Source organism: Pontivivens nitratireducens, assembly GCF_014235845.1.
In the GTDB taxonomy this organism is placed as follows: domain Bacteria; phylum Pseudomonadota; class Alphaproteobacteria; order Rhodobacterales; family Rhodobacteraceae; genus Pontivivens; species Pontivivens nitratireducens.
This window is the reverse complement of sequence record NZ_JACJUQ010000012.1, coordinates 56,526-77,503: the sequence shown is the minus strand read 5'-3', so window position 1 is coordinate 77,503 and position 20,978 is coordinate 56,526. Positions and strand designations below refer to the sequence as shown.

The window sequence follows — 20,978 nt, the reverse complement described above, 5'->3', positions numbered from 1 at the left end:
CGATGAGGCGGGTCAGGGCAATCCGGCTTCTTCGCAGGCGGCTTGCCATGCACCGTAGAATTCGAAGCTGTTCTCATAGTGGTGCCAGTGGATAGGGCGTGACACTCCATCAGGCAGGATCGTGGTGCTGTCGCCGAAAAAGTCTGTAAGCTGATGGTCGAATATATCTGTGTTGGATAGATCTGCAAATCTGGCGGCTGCAAACCGGGTTTTGGACTCCCACAGAGTGGCAGAAGTGAGATCTACTTTGACAAGCCAAGCCCGCGTTAAATCTGCACCGATTAGCCGCGCCTTCGTTAGATTAGCATTTTCCAGCCAAGCCACAGTTAGGTTGGTTCCGCTTATTTGCGCATCCGTCAGATTAACCCCGCTCATCTGCGCTTCCGTAAGATTGGTTCCGCGCAGTTGCGCCTTCGCTAGAATGGCTCCGTTCAGTGCCGCACCTGTCAGATTGGCATAGTCCAATTCTACTGGACCCAGTATTGCTCCGTCCAAATCTGCCTTTGCCAACCAGCAGCCGCGCAGGTCGAGGTGGAATGGTGGCTTGCCATCGGGAGGGTTCGCCTCATGCGCCAGTCGGTCCTTGCCCCGGCGACCAATGACAGTAAGCGCCGCTTGGATATCGACGCGGGGAGGGCGCAAAATGTTCTGACCTTTCTTGTTCTTCTCGAACTCTGTCGGCTCCACCGCATTCTCCCTAATGTAGGCGCACAGCACCTCCATGATCGTGATGTGGTCGCGCAGGCTGTCCTGCGCGATGCGTTCCAGCGCGTAGATGCCGCCGAGTCGGACCTCCAGATTGGGGATGGTCGTTTCCTCGCCATCCTTCTTCACCGTCTTTTCCGCGCCAAGCTGCTCGACTGCCTTGGTAAACCGCTCAGTGATCAAGCCCTGCGCCGCGGTGGTAGCCTGTGCCTGCGCGACGATGGAACGCCATATCACGAAGGGCAGGCCGATGAGGGCCACCAGGAAGTAGAGGTAGCTGCGCAACTCCCCGGTGCCGCTTGCCAACGCTTCGAAGCTGCGGAACAGCACCAGTGCCAGCAAGCCCGTGCCGATTAACACGACGACGCCGAACAGCAATGGCCCCAGCCAGCGGGCGTCCTCGTAGCGGGGTGTCTTGCTCAGTCCGATCCATTCGCGAAACGTCATTCCAGCCTCATCGTCTTGCGCCAGGTCCGGCCACGCTATAGGTGTCACCCGACTTCGCACAATCGACCTTCGGAGAAATCTATGTTCGTGACCCCCGCATACGCTCAGGCCGCCGGTGGCGCCGGTGCTGGCATCGCCCAGTTCCTGCCCATCATCCTCATCTTCGGTATCGTCTACCTGTTGATGATCCGCCCTCAGCAAAAGCGGGTGAAGGAGCATAAGGCCATGGTCGAGGCATTGCGCCGTGGCGATATGGTCGTCACCCAGGGCGGCCTGATCGGCAAGGTTTCCAAGGTCAAGGAAGATGACGAAATCGAGGTCGAGCTGGCCGAAAACGTCAAGGTGCGGGTCGTCAAGGCGACCGTGGCGCAGGTGCTCAGCAAGACCGAACCGGCCAAGGACTGATCCAAATGCTCGGCTATCCCCTCTGGAAGAAGATCGGCGTGGTGATCGTTTGCCTCGCCGCGCTTCTGTTTTCCGCGCCCAACCTGTTCTACGCGCAGGTCGAGGCATCAAACGATGCTGTCGCTGCGGGGCAGGAGGGGGACTGGCCGGACTATCTGCCCTCCGATCTGGTGAATCTCGGTCTGGATTTGCGCGGTGGTGCGCATCTGCTGGTCGAGGTGCAGGTCGAGGACGTCTATCAGGACCGTATGGATGGCATCTGGCCCGAGGCGCTGCGCGTTCTGCGTGAGCAGCGTGATGCGGTCGGCACCGTCCGACAGGTCGATACGGAACGTGGCGAGTTGTTGCTGCGCATAGGGGAGCCATCGGGTCAACAGACGGCGATCGAGGCCTTGCGCGAACTGGCGCAACCGATCACCACGCTGACCGGCATAGGCTCTACCGACATCGAGGTTTCCGCCGAGGGGACCGATCTGATCCGCATCCGCCTGAGCGATGCGGAGAAATCGGCGACGGACGACCGTACTGTCGCCCAATCGGTCGAGATCGTGCGCCGCCGGATCGACGAAAGCGGCACCCGAGAGCCGACCATTCAGCGTCAGGGCGACGACCGCATCCTGATCCAGGTGCCGGGCGTCGGTTCTTCGCAGGAGGTGCTGGACCTGATCGGCACCACCGCGAAACTGGGCTTTCACCATGTGGTCAGCGCCACGACGGACGAGAATGCGCGCGCCGGTGCGGGCAACCTGTTGCTGCCTTCGGTGGATGAGCCGGGCAGCTATTACATCGTGGAGCGTCGCGCCATCGTCAGCGGCGATCAACTGGTCGATGCGCAGTCGACCTTCGATCAGAACAACAATGCCGCCGTATCCTTCCGGTTCAACGCGCAGGGCGCGCGCATCTTCGGCGATCATACGGCGGAAAATGTCGGAAACCTGTTCGCCATCGTGCTGGATGATGAGGTTGTGTCGGCCCCGCGTATCCAAAGCTATATTCCCGGCGGCTCCGGCATCATAACGGGTCGCTTCACCACGCAGGAGACGGCGAACCTGTCGATCCTGCTGCGGGCGGGTGCCTTGCCTGCGGAACTGGTGGTGCTGGAACAACGGACCATTGGGCCGGAACTGGGGGCCGATTCAATCGAGGCGGGACGTCTGGCCACCATGGTCGCCTTCGTGGCCGTACTGGTCTTCATGGGGCTGAGCTACGGCCTGTTCGGTCTGTTCGCCAATGTCGCGCTGATCCTGAACGTGGCGATGATCTTCGCCATTCTGTCGGTTGTGGGGGCCACGTTGACCCTGCCCGGAATTGCGGGGATCGTGCTGACCGTCGGCATGGCCGTGGATGCGAATGTGCTGATCTTCGAGCGTATCCGCGAGGAACTGAAATCCGGTAAAGGCCCCGCGCGGGCGATCCAGCTGGGTTATGACAAGGCGTTCACGGCCATTCTGGACGCGAACATCACCACCTTTATTGCCGCAGTGATCCTGTTCGTCATCGGATCCGGTCCGGTACGCGGGTTTTCGGTCACATTGGGTGTGGGGATCGTCACGTCGGTCTTTGCCGCCCTGTTGATCACCCGCCTGCTGATCGTGACGTGGTTCGACCTGCGTCGCCCGAAAACCATCGAAGTGTGAGCGGAACCATGCGTCTGAAACTGGTACCCGAAACGACGAAACTGAATTTCTTCAGGTTTCAAAAGGTTACATTCGGCCTGTCCGCGATCGCGGTTGTCGCCTCGATCGTGCTGTTCGCCGTTGTCGGTCTGAACTACGGCATCGACTTTCGCGGCGGCTCCGTCATCATGACGGAAACGCCCGGTCCCGTGGCAACGCAGGAATACCGCGATCTGCTGGGTGAGCTTGAGGTCGGCGATGCCACGGTCAGTGAGCTGCGTGACCCGGCGGCGGAACTGACCGGCGCCGCGCAGTATTCCGCCCTGATCCGCATCGAACAGCAGGATGATGAGGACGCGATCCAGAACGACACCGTGCAGATGGTGGTCAACGCCTTGCAGGAACGGTTCGAGGGGCTGACGATCCTGTCCACGGAGAGTGTGGGCGCCAAGGTTTCGGGTGAACTGGTGCAGGACGGCATCCTGGGTGTTTCTCTGGCGGTTGTGGCCGTGCTGTTCTACATCTGGCTGCGGTTCGAATGGCAGTTCGCGCTGGGGGCGGTGGCCGCGCTGGTGCATGACGTGATCCTGACCATCGGCGTGTTCAGCCTGATCGGTCTGGAATTCAACCTCTCGATCATCGCGGCGATTCTGACCATCGTGGGCTATTCCCTGAACGACACCGTTGTCGTGTTCGACCGGGTGCGTGAGAATCTGCGCCGTTACAAGAAGATGACCCTGAAGGATCTGCTGAACCTGTCGCTGAACGAAACTTTGAGCCGCACGGTGATGACATCCTTGACCACGCTGATCGCGCTGTCGGCGCTCTATGTGCTGGGGGGGGAGGTCATTCGCGGATTTACCTTCGCGATGATCTGGGGCGTGGTCGTGGGCACCTACTCGTCGGTGTTCGTGGCGTCTCCTATTCTGCTGCGCCTCGATGTGAAGCGCGACTGGTCCAAGGAGGGTGACGGCCCGACAGAAGGCCCGCGCAAGGGGAATTCCAAATACGCGCATATCGATGCGTAAGCTGCGCGAATTCGGACGTGAGATCTTGTTTTGCCTCGTTGGCGGGTTGATCGCTTGGGCTGCAATCGACTACTTCGGCGGCCCTGACATTGCCTCGGAAACCATGGAAGATTACATCGAAGAGTAACCGGGACGGGGGATTTCGCTATGCAACTCAACGAGATCAGCTATCAGAATGCCCGCCCCGTCGATGGTTACGGGCCGGGATTTTTCCGGGTGGATGGCAAGGTGATTGAGGGTCCGGTCGCACTGTTGCCGGACGGGGCCGGTCCGTGGGGCGGCGATGCCGCGACGTTTCTGGCCATTGCGGACAGTATCGACGTGCTGTTTCTGGGCACAGGCGACGAAATCGCCAATGGACCGGAGGATCTGGTTGCGGAGCTGGAATCAGCCGGGATCGGTGTGGAGGTGATGTCCTCCCCCTCTGCCTGTCGCACATACAACGTATTGTTGAGTGAAGGGCGCCGCATCGCCGCGGCCTTGCTGCCCGTCACGGTGACGTGACCCCCGACCGATTCCACCTGTAGCGGTGCCGGCATCAGGTTGGATGGTGAACCTCTGCACAGTTTCTCCCATGTTTTCCGGCCGTGATTGCCCGTTTTGCGCCATGGCCCTTTCCACGACGGGATCGAGTGATATGTAAAAGGGCAACCGACCGCGATGTTGCGGTCCAGCACAGGAGAAACCCGATGGCTTTCACGCTTCCCGATCTGCCCTATGCACACGACGCCCTTGCCCCCCACGGGATGAGCGCGGAAACACTCGAATATCACCACGATCTGCACCACAACGCCTATGTGACCAACGGAAACAAGGCGATCGAAGGCACTGAGTGGGAGAACAAATCCCTCGAAGAGATCATCCGTGGCACCTACGATGCCAATGCGGTCGCGCAGAATGGTATCTTCAACAACATTTCGCAGCTGTGGAATCACAACCAGTTCTGGGAAATGATGAGCCCCGGTACCACCGCGATGCCCTCCGAGCTGGAGAGCGCGATCAAGGAAAACTTCGATTCCGTTGAGGAGTTCAAGTCGCAGTTCGCCGCCGCTGGCGCTGGTCAGTTCGGTTCCGGCTGGGCCTGGCTGGTCAAGGATCAGGACGGCTCGCTCAAGGTCACGAAGACCGAGAACGGCGTGAACCCCATCTGCTTCAACCAGACCGCGCTGCTGGGATGTGACGTTTGGGAGCATTCCTATTACATCGACTTCCGCAACAAGCGTCCGGCTTACCTCACCAACTTCCTCGACAATCTGGTGAACTGGGAAAACGTGGCATCGCGTCTTTGACACCTTTCAAGCGCAAGGATACTGCGTCTTTATGCGAAGGGCACCCGTAAGGGTGCCCTTCGTCGTTTCAGGCAATGGGCGCTTGCTCGAAGCTGCTGGTATTCCCGTTCTGGAAAAGAAGGCGATCAAGATTCCTCGGAACGAGGGAGATTTCTGGCTGACGGGTCTGGCTGATCAGCGAGCGTTCAAGAAGAACGGAGATATGATCTGCCCGGTACGATGGCGCAGATCGGTGACGACGGATGCCCCGCGATCATGATGGCCCATGAACCGGACGGGTTCGTCGATATGGATGAAAAGATCGCGCTGACGATCTCGGGTCATACGCATGGCGGCTGACCTTCTTCGGCACGGTGGGGCGTGCCCTCCAAGTACGGCACACGCTACGCCTATGGCCACGTGCGTGAGGATCAGGGCTATCTGATCGTCACCAGCGGGCTTGGCTGCGCCGTGTTTCCGCTACGGCTGGGCGTGGTTCCAGAGATCGGCGTCGTCGAACCGAACTGATTGTCGGCGTACAATCCGGGCCTTCTGCTTTGACAGTGTGGACGATATGCCGGATGGGGAGTGCCCCCGATCGGCAAAGGTAGGCTGCAATGACGAATGGTATGAAGGGCGTGCTGGCTATGCTGGCCGTGTGCACGACATGGGGCCTATCGGGTATATATTATGCGCAGGTCACCCATTTGCCGCCGCTCGAAGTGCTGGCGCATCGCACGATCTGGTCTTTTCTGTTCTTCGCCATCGTGATCGCACTCACAGGTCGCGGGGATAAGGTGCGTGAGGCCGCTTCCAGCCGCCGCACCCTCGGCCTGTTGACGGTCAGTGCTCTGCTAATCTCGACCAACTGGTTCGGCTTCATCTTCGCGATCCATTCAGGTCGCGCGATGGAGGCGTCGCTGGGCTACTACATCTTTCCGCTGGTCACGGTGGTGCTGGGATATCTGGTGTTCGGTGAACGGTTCGGACCGTGGCAGGGCATCGGCATTGCGCTGGCCACCGGGGCCGTGCTGACCCTGACGCTGGGTCTGGGCGTCGCGCCGTGGATATCGCTGCTGCTGGCCGGAACGTTCGGCGGCTACGGGCTGGTCAAGAAAGTGCTGACCGTAGGCCCCGTGACCAGCACATTTCTGGAGGTCGCGCTGCTCATGCCCCTCGCGCTGGGATATGTCGCCCTCGGGCCGGGTGTGGCGCATCTGGACGCGCATGACTGGGCGCTGCTGGCGATGTCGGGCATCATCACCGGCGGCCCCTTGGTGGGGTTCGCCTATGCCGCGACGCGGCTACACTACGCGACGCTGGGTCTGACGCAGTACCTGAACCCGACATTGCAATTCGCGGTCGCGGCGTTCCTGTTCAACGAGCCGTTTACCCAGTGGCACGCCATCGCCTTTCCGATGATCTGGACGGCGCTGGCGCTGTATTCACTGGGTGTTCTGCGTCAAGACAGACGCGCGCGCAAGCTGGCCATGGCCTGATCCGGAGTGGTGACGACGGTCAGGAATTCCTTGAACGAGGGTTCGGCGAACCCGCGCGCGATAATGCCGTCGATCAGATCGATCAGCCCGTCCCAATAGCCGTTGGTGTTAAGCAGGACGATGGGTTTGTCGTGCACGCCCAGTTGGCGCCAAGTCATGACCTCGAACAACTCGTCCAGTGTGCCCGGCCCACCCGGCAGCACGAGGATCGCATCGGAGTTCGCGAACATCACCGTCTTTCGCGTGTGCATGTTATCTGTCACCACGAAGGCGTCGGAGGAAACGCGCCCCACCTCCACATCGACCAGATGTTGCGGGATCACGCCAAACAACTTGCCCCCCGCGTTCTGCGCGGCCTCCGCGACGGCGCCCATGATGCCGATATCGCCCGCGCCATAGATGACGCGCCAGCCTTCGGCGGCAATGGACTGCCCGATTGTGGTGGCATCTGCTATAAAGGCAGGGTCATCGCCTGGGCGAGATCCGCAGAATACGCAGATACCATGGGTAAGTGTGCTGGTCATGTGGCCTCCTTGCCGCAACTGGCGGCACGTAACGTTCCTCTGGTCGGCAAATATTTGCCTATCTTCGACACACGTATAACAGTGTCAGGCAGACGGAACCGATACATCACACCGGATGGCGACTGGCGAGGGATATTATGGAACAAACGAAGCGTATTGGACTCTTCCTGGTTCCGGTCGTCGCCGGTCTGCTTGGATTGTGGTGGTATCAAGCGCAGCGGACCGGGGGACAGATTGGCGAGGCCCCCGTGGTTCAGAGCGGTGAGGTCGCGCCTGAAACAAGGTCAGGCGCACAAACCGCTGATATGTCACCCACGACGCCGGACACAGTCATCGCACCGGAGCCGGAGGTGCAGGCTCCGCAAATGGAACAGACCGGGCTGGCCGCGCCTGCGGGGGAATTAGACAACGCTGCAACAGAGGCATCGGAACCCGTGGTTGCCGCCGTGCCGTCGCAAACAGCCGAGACCACCATGACTGAGTCGGCACCGACGACGATACCGGATCCGTCCACCGCCCCGGATTTTGGCGGAGCGGAACAGCAAGCGGATGTTGATGAGACGCCTGTGATTGCTACCCTTTCCCAATCCGGGGAAACTTCCACCGCAGAGGATGACGCCCCCGCACCTGAAGGGGATAGCGCGCAGACTTTTGCGGCTGGGACTGCAACCTCCGATATGCCGGACACCACCGATCTCGACCCATCGCAGAGCGCGAGGGTGCCGAACTCCGACACACGATTGGCGGGAACGGATGAGCCGACAACCTCTGCCGTCACTGCGCGGGATCGCGAGCCGGAAGCGTCCCAGGGCGCAGAAGTCACGGATGATGCGACGCCAGCGACCGCCGCCCAGTTCGATCTGGTGCGGGTTGAGAGCGATGGCTCCACCGTGATCGCAGGCCGGGCGGAACCGGGGACCGAGGTCACTGTGACTGCCGACGGTCAGCCGATTGGCACGGCCACCGCTTCGGATCGGGGGGAGTTCGTGGCGATGGTCGATACGCCGCGCACCGGATTCTCGCAGGAATTGCGGTTGCGCACCGGCTCGGACGAGGACGGCGACGAGGTCACATCAGACGAGGCGGTCATCATTATCGTGGATGCCCCGGACGAGGTGGAAAGCACTCCGGAAGCCCCGGTCGTCGTCATCTCCTCCCCCACTCAGGTGGAGGTCGTGCAACCCGCATTGTCCCAGCCGGTGGGCCAGATCGTGCTCGATACCATCAGCTATTCGGCGGAGGGCGCCGTGATCCTGAGCGGTCGCGGAACGCCTGCCAGCACGGCGCGGATCTATGCCAACGACGCCCCTATAGCCGAGGCGGACATCCGTGCAGACGGGACGTGGACGGTGGTGGTGGAGGCGCTGCCCATTGGAAACTACATGCTGAGGGTGGATGAAGTGGCCGAAGATGGGCGCGTTACCAGCCGCGCGCAAAGCCCGTTTCGCCGCGTCGAACCCGCGCTTGCCATCGCCACGGTGGACCATGCGGACCCGTTGGAGCAGATCGTCGTGCAACCCGGAAACAACCTGTGGACTATTGCGCGGGAGCGGTACGGGAAAGGCCCGCTGTTCACGCAAATTTTTACAGCAAATTCCGATCAGATACGCGATCCTGATCTAATATATCCCGGACAGATCTTTTCTCTGCCCGGCGAATGAGGTCGCGGCAAGGTCGTCTGCCTCCCATGCAAAATCGAATAAGTTGAGGCATCAATGTCCGCAGAACACATCGAACACCTGATTGGGCGCGTGGTGCTGAAGGACCGTGCCGCGTTCATCGAACTCTACGATCAGACTTCCGCGAAACTTTTCGGCGTTTGCCTTCGTATACTCAAGAACAGGGCAGAGGCCGAGGAGGCGGTGCAGGAGGTATTCGTCAAGGTCTGGAATAATGCCGACCGCTACAAGTCAGGCGGCTTTTCACCGATCAGCTGGATGGTCGCCATCGCGCGCAACCACTCCATCGACCGCCTGCGCAAACGTCGCGGCAATCACGTGGAGATCGACGAGGCCGTTCAGATCCCCGATTCGGGGCCGGGACCGGAGGAGCAGCTGATCGCCAGTGACACGGGGCGCAGAATATCGTCGTGCCTGCAAGAATTGCCTGAGGATCGGGCGAACGCCGTGCGCGGCGCCTACCTCGAAGGTTACAGTTACGCCGAGCTGGCGGAGCGGCATTCGGTGCCGCTGAACACAATGAAGACCTGGCTGCGCCGCAGCCTGCTTGCCCTGCGCGATTGCCTGGGCGGGGGGAAGATGGAAGAAGTATGAGCGATAAAGCACATCAAGACGGAGACGGCAGGAACTGGCTGTCGGCCGAGTTCGCGCTCGGCCTGCTCGACGGTGCCGCGCTTGTTGAGGCGGCGGCGCTGATGCGCACCGACCGTACTTTCGCCGCTCAGGTCACTGACTGGCAACGAAAACTCTCGGATCTCGATAGCGAGTTCGAGGAGGTCACGGTTCCGGCATCAGTCCGCAAGCAGTTGACTGCCCGCCTGTTCGGGGCGCAGCCATCCATGTTGTCGCGGCTGTGGAACAGCACCCCCTTGTGGCGCGGTGTTGCCGCGCTGGGTGTTGCGGCGGCTGTTTTCGTCTCGTTCGACGATGCGGTCGCACCGCCCCCGCCCGGCCTGCCGGATGCGGAACTGGTAACGGCCCTGTTCGCACCGGACAGCGATATCTCGTTCATCACGCGATACGATGCCGAACGTGCGGTCCTGCGGGTCAACAGGCTGTCGGGCGAACCCGATCCGGGCCGCGATCTGGAGCTGTGGTTCGCACCCACTCCGACCGCCGCGCCGATGTCGATGGGCGTTGTGCCCGAACAGCAGGTCTACGAAATCGAGTTGTCGCCTGAGGTCGCCGCCCAAATGACCACGAACGCGCATTTCGGCGTCAGTATGGAGCCGGAGGGGGGATCCACCACGGGCGCGCCGAGTGGGCCGGTTCTGGTCGTCGCGGACATTCACGCGATCTAGCCGGACTTTGCTCTCGCACTTTCATGATCGGAGTCGGGACGCTGGCGCATAGCTTTGATGGATGGGGCGGAAACGGCGCGTCGGGGCGGCAATTTCCGCCTCTACCGACCCGGTGTCGCCAGCAGGTGCGGGGTTTGCGGACAGATGGTGAAATCACGGGAAATCAACGCGATGTCATGGAACCTTGTGGCCCCCGTATTTGTTCTCCTCACACGAACAGTTTAGTCGGCGCCCCGCGTGGGCGTCGCTTAGTTGAGGTGGCGAAGTTGCGTATTACGCCACCTCGGCGGCGGGCCAGTTGACAGTTTCATCCCCGACCGGTCCGTCGCCCACATATCGCGCGTCTGCCAGCGGCGGACGCGCGCGGGCTTTGCAATCACCTTCGTGCACTATATGTGTCGGTCTCACCCCGCTGGAGCCGACATGACCGACGCAACGAACGATGCCGATATTCCGGCGCGCAATTTTCGTGATGACAACACACGCGAACGCTCGGTGCTGACCAAGGTCATTCCGTATCTGTGGCCGGAAAATCAGCCGCAATTGCGGTTCAGGGTCGTTCTGGCGATGGTCCTGCTGGTGGTGGCGAAGGTCATCACGTTGGCCACGCCGCTGTTTTTCTCGGGTGCGGTCGATGCCCTCGCGCCGGAGGAAGCGGGCCAGAACACCGGGTTCTTGCTCGCCTTGGGTCCGGTCGCGCTGGTCGTGGGGTTCGGGCTGGCGCGGGCGGGTCAGGTCGGGTTCAACCAGATGCGCGACGCGGTTTTTGCCCGCGTCGGTCAACGCGCGCTGCGACGTCTGGCGCTGGAGACGTTCGAACATATTCACGCGCTGTCCATGCGCTATCACATCGCACGAAAAACCGGCGGTTTGAGCCGTATCATCGAACGCGGGGTGAAGGGCGTCGATTTCCTGCTGCGCTTCGTGCTGTTCTCCATCGGCCCGCTGATCGTCGAGCTGGCGCTGATGGCTGCGATCTTCTGGTACATGTTCGGGGTCGGCTACATGATCGTCGTTCTGACCACGATCACGCTGTATACCCTGTTCACCTTCAAGGTCACCGAATGGCGTGTGGCGATCCGCAAGCGCATGAACGAGCGTGACACCGACGCCAATCAAAAGGCGATCGACAGTCTGCTGAACTTCGAAACCGTCAAGTATTTCGGGGCGGAGCAGCGCGAGGCGACACGTTACGACGCCTCCATGCGGGGGTATGAGGCGGAGGCGATCAAGACACAGATCTCGCTCGCCGGTCTGAACTTCGGCCAATCGCTGATCATCACCACTGGGCTGGTGATCGTGCTGGTCATGGCGGCGCTGGACGTACAGGCGGGCAATCTGACGGTGGGGCAGTTCACGGCCGTGAACCTCTACATGATCCAGATCACGATGCCGCTGAACTTTCTGGGAACGGTTTACCGCGAGATTCGGCAAGCTCTCGTCGATATGGGTGAGATGTTCGGTCTGCTGGAACAACCGGCGGAGGTCACGGACAAACCGGATGCCAAGGAGTTGCGGGTTGAGGGCGGGCGCATCAATTTGCGAGACGTGCAGTTCGGCTACGACGCGGATCGTGGCATCCTCAAGGGCGTCGATATCGACGTGGCGCCGGGCCAGACGGTGGCGCTGGTCGGGCATTCGGGGTCTGGCAAGTCCACCATCGGACGTCTGCTGTTCCGGTTCTATGATGTCACCGGCGGCGCGATCGAGATCGACGGGCAAGACCTTCGCGATGTGACGCAGGAAAGCCTGCGGGCAGCCATCGGCGTGGTGCCGCAGGACACAGTGCTGTTCAACGATACCGTCGGCTACAATATCGGCTACGGCAAACCGGATGCATCGCAAGCGCAGATCGAGGAGGCGGCCCGCGCCGCGCGCATCCACGATTTCATCGCCAGCCTGCCCGAAGGGTACGAGACTAAGGTTGGCGAGCGCGGGTTGAAGCTGTCGGGTGGTGAAAAGCAGCGCGTCGGCATCGCCCGCACCATCCTGAAGAATCCACCGATCCTGCTGCTGGATGAGGCGACCTCCGCCCTCGATTCCGAGACGGAGCAGGGCATCCAGGAAAGTCTGGAGGAGATGGGGCAGGGCCGCACGGTCATCACCATCGCGCACCGCCTGTCCACGGTGGTCCACGCCGATCAGATCGTCGTGCTGGAGGCTGGCGTCGTTGTCGAGCGTGGCACCCATGAGGGGCTGCTGGCGACGCATGGCCGCTATGCCAGCATGTGGGCGCGGCAGGCGGCGGAGGAGCAGGAGGAGGCTTGATCCGCTTGCCGGAGGCCCGGATCCGGGCCTCCGATATGGACAGTCGTCCGGTCGCGAAAATCAGCCCGCGCGCACCAGAACATGCCGTTTCTTGCCCGCGCTCAGCTTGAGCGTGTCGGCAAGGTCGATCATCTGACCTGGATCGCTCACGACCACGTCGTCGATCTTTGCGCCGCCCTCGGCAATCAGACGCTTGGCCTCCTTGCCCGACGCCGACAAGCCTGCCTTGACGAACAGCTGCACGATACTGGTCTGCCCTGCGGGCAGGGTGATTGTCGGCAGGTCGTCGCCGATGCCGCCCTTCTCGAACACCTCGCGCGAGGTCTGCTCCGCTGCTGCGGCCGCGTTCGCCCCATGGGCGAGGGTGGTGACCGCGTTGGCAAGCTGGATCTTCGCCTCGTTGATGTCTGCGCCCTGCAGGGCGGCAAGCCGCTCGCACTCGTCCAGCGGCAATTCGGTGAACAGCTTGAGGAACTTGCCGACATCCGCGTCCAGCGTGTTGCGCCAGAACTGCCAGAACGCGTAAGGCGACAGGCGGTCGGCGTTCAGCCAGATCGCCCCGCTGGCCGACTTGCCCATTTTCGTGCCGTCCGCCTTGGTCAACAGCGGGGTCGTCAGGCCGAACACCTGATTGCGGTTGATCCGCCGGGTCAGGTCGATGCCGTTGACGATATTGCCCCATTGATCCGACCCGCCCAACTGCAAGGCGCAACCATAGCGCTTGTTCAGTTCCATGAAGTCATATGCCTGCAACAGCATGTAGTTGAATTCCAGGAAGGTCAGCGGCTGTTCACGGTCCAGCCGCAGCTTGACACTGTCGAAGCTGAGCATCCGGTTGATCGTGAAGTGGCGCCCGTAATCGCGCAGGAAGGCGACGTAGTTCAACTGGTCCAGCCATTCGGCATTGTCAGGCTGCACCGCATCCTGTGCGCCGTCACCGAAGGTCAGGAATTTCTCGAACACGTCGCGAATGCCGGCCATGTTGGCGTTGATCTGCTCGGTCGTCAGCAACTGACGGGCCTCGTCCTTGCCGGACGGATCGCCGATCTTGGTGGTGCCGCCGCCCATCAAGGTGATGGGTTTGTGTCCGGTCTTTTGCAGCCAGCGCAGCATCATGATCTGGGTGAGGTGCCCGACATGCAGGCTGTCCGCCGTGCAGTCGAAGCCGATATAGCCGGGGACGATCCCCTCCAGCAGCGCCTCGTCGAGGGCTTCCAGATCGGTACAATCCTGCATGAATCCGCGCGCGATCATGGTGCGGAGGAATTCGCTCTTCGGCTGGTAGGTCATCATCTCATCCTTTGCGCCTTAACGAGGCACGCGATATATGCCCCGCTGAGGAACGAAAGAAAAGAGGACGTGCGATGCGGGCGATCGGATTGATGAGCGGCACGTCCATGGATGGCGTGGATGCCGCGTGGATCCAGACGGACGGCCACCGGATCGAGGGGTTCGGTCAGGGACATTTCACCCCCTACAGGGCTGAGGAACGCTCCGTTTTGGTTGCGGCGCAGGGTCTGTGGCCGGGGACAGGCAATGCGTTGGGTGCAACGGCGGAAATCGTGGAGCGGCGGCACCTCGCAGCGGTGCGCGCATTGCCCACGGCGGATGTGGTAGGGTTTCACGGTCAGACCCTGGCCCATGACCCGGTCGGACGTCGTACGCATCAGCTTGGCGACGGTGCGGCGCTGGCGGCAAAGCTCGCCATGCCGGTCGTCTGGGATTTTCGCTCGGCAGATATGCAGGCAGGGGGAGAGGGCGCGCCGCTGGCCCCGTTCTTTCATCACGCGCTGGCCCGGTGGGCCGGTATGCAGGAACCGGTGGCGTTCCTGAACCTGGGTGGCGTCGGGAATGTCACCTGGGTCGATCCGCGCATTCCGCAACCCGAGTCGCCCGGCGCCCTGCTGGCCTTCGACACCGGTCCCGCGAATGCGCTGCTGGACGATTTCATGCAGGAGCGTACAGGCGTGCCGCAGGATCTGTCAGGCGCGCAGGCAAGCCGGGGTGCGCTCTGGCATCGGGCGCATCCCGTATTCGATGATCCGTATTTTGATGTACTGCCGCCGAAATCCTTGGATCGCAATGGTTTCCGTGAAGTTTCGAAAGCAGCGCGTGAGATGGAGACTCGCGATGGCGCGGCGTTTCTGACCGCCTTTACCATCCACGCGGTGCGGCGCGCGCGCGCGCATCTGCCCTCACCCCCGGCGCGCTGGCTGGTCTGTGGTGGCGGTCGGCACAATGCGACGATGATGGCCTGGTTGGACACCTCGCTGGATGGCGTTGTCGATCCGGTGGAGGCTGTGGGCCTGGACGGTGACATGCTGGAGGCGCAGGCCTTCGCCTATCTGGCGGTGCGTGTGCTCAAGGGGCTGGCGACATCGGCCCCCGGCACGACGGGTTGCGCCGCGCCGGTATGCGGGGGCCGTATTTCAGGCCAAATTTCAGGTTAGTCCCATACCGCGCCGCAGGGCGGCAGCACGCACCGATCCCAGCGTACCGATCAGGTGTAGCCCGGCCCGTCGCAGGTCGCGCAGGGGCTGAACCTCGGTCAGGGCGGCACGGTTCAGCAGCTCCACCCCCCGCTCACGCAGTGTGATGTCGTGGCGGCGCGCGCGGTCGTAATCATCCAGCATTGCCTCACTGCCCAAACCATGCCGGCCCGCTGCATCCAGCAGAGCGCGGATATCGGCCAGCGATATGTTCAGACCCTGCGCCCCGATCGGCGGCATGACATGCGCGGCCTCCGCGATCAGGGCGGTCCGTGGGCCGGTCAGCGCGGAGGCCTGTTGTGAGATGATCGGCCAGCAGCCCCGCGCCCCCTCGATCTGCAAGGGGCCCAGGATGCCGCAGGACCGCTCCGTCGCGGCGGCGCTGAACGGTGCGTCGTCCAGCTTCATCAGATCCGCGATGTTCGGGCCGGTATCCATCCAGACCACGGCGGAGCGATGAACGCCGTCCTGATCGGGCAGGGGAACCAGCGTGAAGGGCCCGCCGGTGCGGTGCAGTTCGGTACTGACCCCGTTATGCGGCAGCGCGTGACGCACGGCGAAGACGATGCCCTTCTGGCCGTACCGCGTTGTGCGCACCGGAATATCGAGCAATTCGCGGATCAGGCTGTCGCGACCATCGGCGGCGATAACCAGCTTCGCCTCGATCCGGGTGCCATCGTCGAGGGTGACACGCGCAGCGCCGGTGCGCGGCAGCAGGTCCCGCACCGCGCGGCCCATCCGCAGGTCGAGCGTGGGGAATGTCTCTGCATGTGCGATCATGGTCTGGCGCAGGGCGCGGTTGGGGATATTCCAGCCAAATCTCTCATGACCGATTTCGGTGGCGGTGAAATCGACCTGTTCGCGGATCTCGTTCTCAACCCCGCCCGCATCGCACAACCGCATGACCCGCAGTTCCGCGGCATGGGGCGCGAGGCGATCCCACAGCCCGATCTGGCGCATCATCTCCACCGCCGGCATCAAAAACGCGGTGGAGCGTAGATCCGCGCGTGTGTCGTCCTGCTCCACGATGGGGGGGGAGGGATCGACGCAGATCACATCGTAGCCGATACTGGCGAAGCTCATCGCCGCCATCAGCCCGGCAACGCCGCCCCCCGCGACCAGAATATCCTTATTATGCAGCATTATACCCTCACCCGTTGATGCGCGACAGGAACTGCGCGAGGTCGTCCGTCACATGATGGACATGATCGGGTTGTGCCACATCCTCCTGCGAGACGAGCACGGTTCGCATTCCCAGCTTATACGGAATCGTCAGGTTGATCGCCATATCCTCGAACATCGCGGACCGCTCCGGCGTCAGCCCCTCGGCCGTGAAAACTCTGTCGAAGGCCTCGGGGCGGGGTTTCGAGACATATTTCGCGTCCTCGATGCCGTAATGCGCGTCGAAGGCACCGGTCAGGCCCAAAGCCTCAGTCACGCGGTCGGCATGGCGTCGCGATCCGTTGGTGAAGACGATCTTGCGCCCCGGCAGCCTGTCGATCTCCGCCCGCAAATGCAGGGCCGGGGCGATGTTCTTCAGGTCCAGTTCATGCGTGTCGCGCAGGAAATCGTCAGCGTCGATGCCGTGATGTTCGATCAATCCGCCCAGCGTCGTGCCGTATTGCGTCAGATACCCTTCTCTCAGGGCCTGCGCCTCCTGCGGGGTTACGCCGATTTCGCGCGTGATCCAGGCATTCATCCGCGCATCCATCTGATCGAACAGACGGGCGGTCGGGGGGTACAGCGTGTTGTCCAGGTCGAAAACCCAGCTGCGTACATGGTCAAATTGGTCTTTCATTTCTATGCATCTAAGCTGCACACAAGGACGGGTCGAGAGGGAGGTGAGAATAATGAGCGGATTAGAGGATTGGACGGGGCGTGTGGGCCGCGAATGGGCTGATAAGGCGGACGCGATGGACGGTTTGCTGGGCCCGGTGGGGGCTGCGGGGATCGACGCGCTTGGCGATGTGCGCGGGCAGCGCGTGCTCGATCTGGGATGCGGGGCGGGTGACACCGCATTCGCGCTGGCCGATGCGGGCGCGCAGGTCACAGGGCTGGACGTATCCGGCGATTTGCTGGCGGTGGCACGGGGGCAGGATACGGCGCAGCGGATCGATTGGGTGCATGACGATGCCGCCCGGCACGAATTCGACGTGCCGTTCGATGCGTTGCATTCGCGCTGTGGGGCGATGTTCTTCGATGCGCCGGAACAGGCGTGGGGCCATCTGCACGCGCAGATGAAACCTGGCGGTAAGCTCTCCGTCACCTGTTGGCGTGAGGCCGCGCTGAACGGTTGGGTGACGGTGCCGCTGGTGGCAGCGCGTCCCGTTCTGGGCAAGGACGTGACCCGCCCCCCGTCGTTGAGTGGTCCGGGCCCGTTCGGATGGGCCGATCCGGAGTATTTCGCGCCCTTGCTGCGCGATGCGGGATGGCAAGACGTGCAGTGGCAGGCCGTGGACCGACCCGCGCGCATCGCGACTGGAAACGATCCCGATCCCGTCGTGCGGGCCGTTGCCTTCGTAATGCGAATCGGGACCCTAGCCAGCAGGTTGCGTCAGGTCGACCCCGATACGAGGGCCCGTGTGGCCGCCGCCCTGACCGAAGCGTTCTCGCCCCTGGTGCGCGACGGATATGTCGAGGTGCCGACGGCCGGCTGGTGCATCACCGCAAAGGCGTGAGCGGGCCTTGACCTGTCGGCATACCGACGTGCACAAAAGCCGCTGACGGTATTCATGCTCGCAAATCGAAGGACCGATATGTCCGAGACACATCCGAACGATGCCTATGGCCGTATTCTGAACGCCATCGACCACGGGGATTACCGGCCGGGCGACAGGTTGGTGGAAAGCGAACTGGCCGACCGTCTGGGCATGTCGCGCACCCCCATCCGCGAGGCGCTGCAACGGCTGGAAACGCAAGGCGTGCTGAGCCGCGACGGGCGCAGCCTGATGGTCGCCTCACTGGATCACGATCAACTGGGGGAGCTCTACACCGTCCGGGCCGAGCTGGAGGGGTTGGCCGCCCGTCTGGCCGCGCAACATGCCGCACCCGAGGAGATCGGCGTTCTCTACGACATGATCACGCAGGATCGGAAGCTGCTGGGCGATCCGCAGGCGTTGAGTCGGGCGAACAAGCGTTTTCACCGCCAGATCCACCTCGCCTCGCACAACCGGTTCCTGATCCGGCAGTTGGAAAGCGTCCGACGCTCCATGGCGTTGCTGACCACGACCTCGTTTGCCGCCAGCGGGCGCAGCGGTGCCGCGCTGGACGAACATCACGTCATCGTCACCGCAATCGAGGCGCGCGACGGGGCCGCAGCGGACGACGCCGCGCGGGCCCACATTTCCGCCGCCTATCAAACCCGCCTTATGGTCGATGCCGGAGAAATCAGATGACCCCGATGAGCCTGGCGGTCCAGATCGCGAAGGACCGCGCCGACCGGACCGATTTCGCGGATTATGACATCCCCGATATTCAGACGGCTTATGCCGTGCAGGACGCGCTCACCGCGTTGGAGGGGCCTGTCGGCGGTTACAAGATCGCCTGGAACCGTCCCGAGTTGCTTTCCGGTTTCGGCGTCGAGGCCCCCGCCGGCGCGCGGGTGCTGAAGCGGTCAATCCTGCCGGACGGGGCGGTGTTGTCGGCGCAGGACCACTCCACCCTGATGCTGGAACCCGAAATCGCGGCTGTTTTGGCCGAGGACATTCCCATGGTGGCGCAGGACGCGGACAGTGTTGCGCGCCATGTCGGATATCTGGTCCCGGCGTTCGAGGTTCTCGACCGTCGGCGCGCCGCGTCCAGGGACGGTCTGAACATCATCGCGCAGGGCGTCTTCAACGCGGGTCTGGTCCTCGGAACGCCGAGCGGCGATCAGATCGGCGCCACGCATGTTCGCATCGGTGATACGGTTCACTGCGACAGCGCGAATGCCGCCCCCGAACCGCCGCTGGATGCGCTCGCCTATCTGGCCAATCTGTATGCGGCGCGCGGTGTGCAACTGCGGCAGGGTGACGTTATCCTGTGTGGCGCGCACACACCGCTGCTGCCGGTCGCCGCAGGTGACGATGCGCGCATGGCGGTCACCGGACTGGGTGAGGTCACGCTGCGCGTCGAATAGGGCACAGTGCCGCCGCACCACGCCCCGAAACGCTTGACGCGGACCATGACAAGGTCGATGTGAAACAGTATGACAGTCCCGCGAAGGAGATCACCATGGCACCACGCGATCTGAAAATCCCGGCTGAGCGTCACCCCGAGAAGGCGCGGCGCCCCGATAACGCCCAGCCGCGCAAGCCCGACTGGATCCGCGTCAAGGCGCCGAACTCCGCCGGATACCGCGAAACCGCGAAGATCATGCGTGAAAACAACCTCGTCACCGTATGTGAGGAGGCAGGCTGCCCCAATGTCGGCGAATGCTGGTCGCAGGGCCACGCCACCATGATGATCATGGGCGAGGTCTGTACCCGCGCCTGCACGTTCTGCAACATCGCCACCGGCAAACCGCCCGAGGCGCTGGACGTGTTTGAACCGGGCCGCGTCGCCGCCGCGGTTGAGAAGCTGGGCCTGAACCACGTCGTCATCACCTCCGTCGACCGTGACGATATCGACGATGGCGGGGCGGAGCATTTCGCCCAGACCATCCGCGCCATCCGCCGCAAGGCCCCCGACACCACGATCGAGATCCTGACCCCGGACTTCATACGCTCGAAACCCGGTTCGCTGGAAATCGTGGTCGAGGCACGCCCGGACGTGTTCAACCACAACCTGGAAACCGTGCCCGGCCTCTATCCGGAGGTTCGGCCCGGTGCTCGCTATTTCCATTCGCTGCGATTGCTGCAACGGGTCAAGGAGATGGACCCGACGATGTTCACGAAATCCGGCATCATGGTCGGTCTGGGTGAGGACAAGCAGGCCGTGCATCAGGTGATGGAGGATATGCGCGCCGCCGACATCGATTTCCTGACCATAGGACAATACCTGCAACCGACGCCGAAGCATCACCGCGTCGACCGCTTCGTGACGCCCGAGGAATTCGCGGGCTATGAAAAGGCCGCCTATGGCAAGGGCTTCCTGATGGTGTCCGCCACGCCGCTGACCCGGTCAAGCTATCACGCCGGCGACGATTTCGCGCGTCTGCGTAGCGCGCGGCTCAAGAAACTGGGTGCCTAGCGCGCGGTAAAGATCAGCGCCATCACCATGGTGTATAGCGCCACGACCGCACCGGTGATCGCGATCGGGCGCCACTCCATCGCATGGCGCGCGGTTCCGCCGCCCATGCGCCCATCTGTCAGTTCCGGCCAAGTATAGCTGACAAAATCGCCTTGGGTGAAAACCGCTTCCAACTGTCCTGTCTCATCCACGACGGGCAGGCGGCGGAACCGCTCGTTCGACATGATGCGCAGCCAATCCACCACCTGATCGTCGCGTTGAACGACACGAGGATTCGCTGTCATGATCTGGCCGACTTGAGTCGTTTCGACGTCGAGATCACTGTCGATCAGGCGCTTGAGAATATCGCGTTCCGTCATCACGCCTTCGACACGCCCAGCATCGTCCACCACGACAACGCAGCCGTAATTGTGCCGGGCCATGCCGCGCACTGCATCGCGTACCATATCGGCCGAACCGGCCGTAAGCGGGCGCGGCTTCTGTGCAAATTCAGGACGTTGCGCGATGGTCCGGCGATCTGTCATCTGTGATCCTCAATGGCTGGACCACAATTAGAACGCCACCACCCCGCGACAAGTCG

At 62.4% G+C, this 20,978-nt stretch carries 23 protein-coding genes; 17 read left to right on the top strand and 6 right to left on the bottom strand.

Going from position 1 to position 20,978, the window contains the following annotated elements:
* Positions 1-12 precede the first annotated feature (12 nt).
* Entirely contained in the window at positions 13-1,152 is a 1,140-nt protein-coding gene (locus H1S03_RS13420) for a pentapeptide repeat-containing protein (RefSeq protein ID WP_185804912.1), read from the bottom strand.
* A gap of 81 nt (positions 1,153-1,233) precedes the next feature.
* On the opposite strand from H1S03_RS13420, the gene yajC reads away from it, so the two are divergent.
* The 8 genes from yajC to rarD all read left to right on the top strand — a co-directional run bounded on the left by yajC (position 1,234) and on the right by rarD (position 6,968).
* Complete coding sequence (yajC, locus tag H1S03_RS13415) at positions 1,234-1,557, top strand: preprotein translocase subunit YajC (RefSeq protein ID WP_166191047.1); 324 nt, start codon at positions 1,234-1,236, stop codon at positions 1,555-1,557.
* A 5-nt stretch (positions 1,558-1,562) separates the two neighbouring features.
* Positions 1,563-3,194 (top strand): protein translocase subunit SecD, encoded by a 1,632-nt coding sequence (secD, locus tag H1S03_RS13410; protein WP_185804911.1) that lies wholly within the window; start codon positions 1,563-1,565, stop codon positions 3,192-3,194.
* 8 nt (positions 3,195-3,202) lie between these two features.
* A complete protein-coding gene (gene secF, locus H1S03_RS13405) occupies positions 3,203-4,201 on the top strand; it encodes a protein translocase subunit SecF (RefSeq protein ID WP_185804910.1) in 999 nt (332 codons plus the stop codon).
* A complete protein-coding gene (locus H1S03_RS17660; RefSeq protein ID WP_283810367.1) occupies positions 4,194-4,328 on the top strand; it encodes a hypothetical protein in 135 nt (44 codons plus the stop codon). Before secF ends, H1S03_RS17660 begins: the two co-directional genes overlap by 8 nt.
* Positions 4,329-4,348: 20 nt before the next feature.
* The gene (locus tag H1S03_RS13400; protein ID WP_166191053.1) at positions 4,349-4,705 is read left to right on the top strand and encodes an Mth938-like domain-containing protein; all 357 of its coding nucleotides are present in this window, start codon (positions 4,349-4,351) and stop codon (positions 4,703-4,705) included.
* Positions 4,706-4,890: 185 nt separating this feature from the next.
* Positions 4,891-5,490 (top strand): superoxide dismutase, encoded by a 600-nt coding sequence (locus H1S03_RS13395; protein WP_185804909.1) that lies wholly within the window; start codon positions 4,891-4,893, stop codon positions 5,488-5,490.
* Between the two features lie 360 nt (positions 5,491-5,850).
* Complete coding sequence (locus tag H1S03_RS13390) at positions 5,851-5,997, top strand: hypothetical protein (RefSeq protein ID WP_185804908.1); 147 nt, start codon at positions 5,851-5,853, stop codon at positions 5,995-5,997.
* Between the two features lie 89 nt (positions 5,998-6,086).
* Complete coding sequence (rarD, locus tag H1S03_RS13385) at positions 6,087-6,968, top strand: EamA family transporter RarD (protein WP_185804907.1); 882 nt, start codon at positions 6,087-6,089, stop codon at positions 6,966-6,968.
* Here rarD and H1S03_RS13380 read toward each other — a convergent pair.
* Entirely contained in the window at positions 6,932-7,492 is a 561-nt protein-coding gene (locus H1S03_RS13380; protein WP_185804906.1) for an LOG family protein, read from the bottom strand. The two genes, rarD and H1S03_RS13380, sit on opposite strands and share 37 nt — an antisense overlap.
* 137 nt (positions 7,493-7,629) lie before the next feature.
* On the opposite strand from H1S03_RS13380, the gene H1S03_RS13375 reads away from it, so the two are divergent.
* The 4 genes from H1S03_RS13375 (at position 7,630) to H1S03_RS13360 (ending at position 12,740) form a co-directional block, all read left to right on the top strand.
* Positions 7,630-9,153 (top strand): LysM peptidoglycan-binding domain-containing protein, encoded by a 1,524-nt coding sequence (locus H1S03_RS13375; RefSeq protein ID WP_185804905.1) that lies wholly within the window; start codon positions 7,630-7,632, stop codon positions 9,151-9,153.
* Positions 9,154-9,207: 54 nt separating this feature from the next.
* Complete coding sequence (locus H1S03_RS13370) at positions 9,208-9,765, top strand: sigma-70 family RNA polymerase sigma factor (protein ID WP_185804904.1); 558 nt, start codon at positions 9,208-9,210, stop codon at positions 9,763-9,765.
* Positions 9,762-10,472: an anti-sigma factor gene (locus H1S03_RS13365; RefSeq protein ID WP_185804903.1), complete on the top strand. Its 711-nt coding sequence runs from the start codon at positions 9,762-9,764 to the stop codon at positions 10,470-10,472. The genes H1S03_RS13370 and H1S03_RS13365 overlap by 4 nt, the downstream gene beginning before the upstream one ends.
* 423 nt (positions 10,473-10,895) lie before the next feature.
* Positions 10,896-12,740 carry an ABCB family ABC transporter ATP-binding protein/permease gene (locus H1S03_RS13360; protein WP_185804902.1) on the top strand — a complete coding sequence of 615 codons (1,845 nt, stop codon included), beginning with the start codon at positions 10,896-10,898 and terminating at the stop codon, positions 12,738-12,740.
* A gap of 60 nt (positions 12,741-12,800) precedes the next feature.
* Here H1S03_RS13360 and tyrS read toward each other — a convergent pair whose 3' ends face one another.
* A complete protein-coding gene (gene tyrS / locus H1S03_RS13355; RefSeq protein ID WP_185804901.1) occupies positions 12,801-14,030 on the bottom strand; it encodes a tyrosine--tRNA ligase in 1,230 nt (409 codons plus the stop codon).
* Positions 14,031-14,104: 74 nt separating this feature from the next.
* Between tyrS and H1S03_RS13350 the strand changes: the two genes are divergently transcribed.
* Positions 14,105-15,190 (top strand): anhydro-N-acetylmuramic acid kinase, encoded by a 1,086-nt coding sequence (locus H1S03_RS13350; protein WP_185804900.1) that lies wholly within the window; start codon positions 14,105-14,107, stop codon positions 15,188-15,190.
* Here H1S03_RS13350 and H1S03_RS13345 read toward each other — a convergent pair.
* Positions 15,182-16,372 (bottom strand): FAD-dependent monooxygenase, encoded by a 1,191-nt coding sequence (locus tag H1S03_RS13345; protein ID WP_185804899.1) that lies wholly within the window; start codon positions 16,370-16,372, stop codon positions 15,182-15,184. The genes H1S03_RS13350 and H1S03_RS13345 overlap by 9 nt on opposite strands.
* Positions 16,373-16,379: 7 nt before the next feature.
* Entirely contained in the window at positions 16,380-17,027 is a 648-nt protein-coding gene (locus H1S03_RS13340; protein WP_185804898.1) for a pyrimidine 5'-nucleotidase, read from the bottom strand.
* A gap of 52 nt (positions 17,028-17,079) precedes the next feature.
* Here H1S03_RS13340 and H1S03_RS13335 point away from each other — a divergent pair, with 52 nt between their 5' ends.
* From H1S03_RS13335 to lipA, 4 genes are all read left to right on the top strand, one after another.
* Positions 17,080-17,907, top strand: a complete 828-nt coding sequence (locus H1S03_RS13335) for a class I SAM-dependent methyltransferase (RefSeq protein ID WP_185804897.1) — start codon at positions 17,080-17,082, stop codon at positions 17,905-17,907.
* A 78-nt stretch (positions 17,908-17,985) separates the two neighbouring features.
* On the top strand, positions 17,986-18,624 hold the full coding sequence (locus H1S03_RS13330) for a GntR family transcriptional regulator (protein ID WP_185804896.1): 639 nt from the start codon (positions 17,986-17,988) through the stop codon (positions 18,622-18,624).
* Positions 18,621-19,346, top strand: coding sequence for a 2-keto-4-pentenoate hydratase (locus H1S03_RS13325; protein WP_185804895.1), 726 nt, complete (start codon positions 18,621-18,623; stop codon positions 19,344-19,346). Before H1S03_RS13330 ends, H1S03_RS13325 begins: the two co-directional genes overlap by 4 nt.
* Before the next feature lie 95 nt (positions 19,347-19,441).
* A complete protein-coding gene (gene lipA / locus H1S03_RS13320) occupies positions 19,442-20,398 on the top strand; it encodes a lipoyl synthase (RefSeq protein ID WP_166191083.1) in 957 nt (318 codons plus the stop codon).
* Here lipA and H1S03_RS13315 read toward each other — a convergent pair.
* Positions 20,395-20,922: a CBS domain-containing protein gene (locus tag H1S03_RS13315; protein ID WP_185804894.1), complete on the bottom strand. Its 528-nt coding sequence runs from the start codon at positions 20,920-20,922 to the stop codon at positions 20,395-20,397. The genes lipA and H1S03_RS13315 overlap by 4 nt on opposite strands.
* Positions 20,923-20,978: the final 56 nt, after the last annotated feature.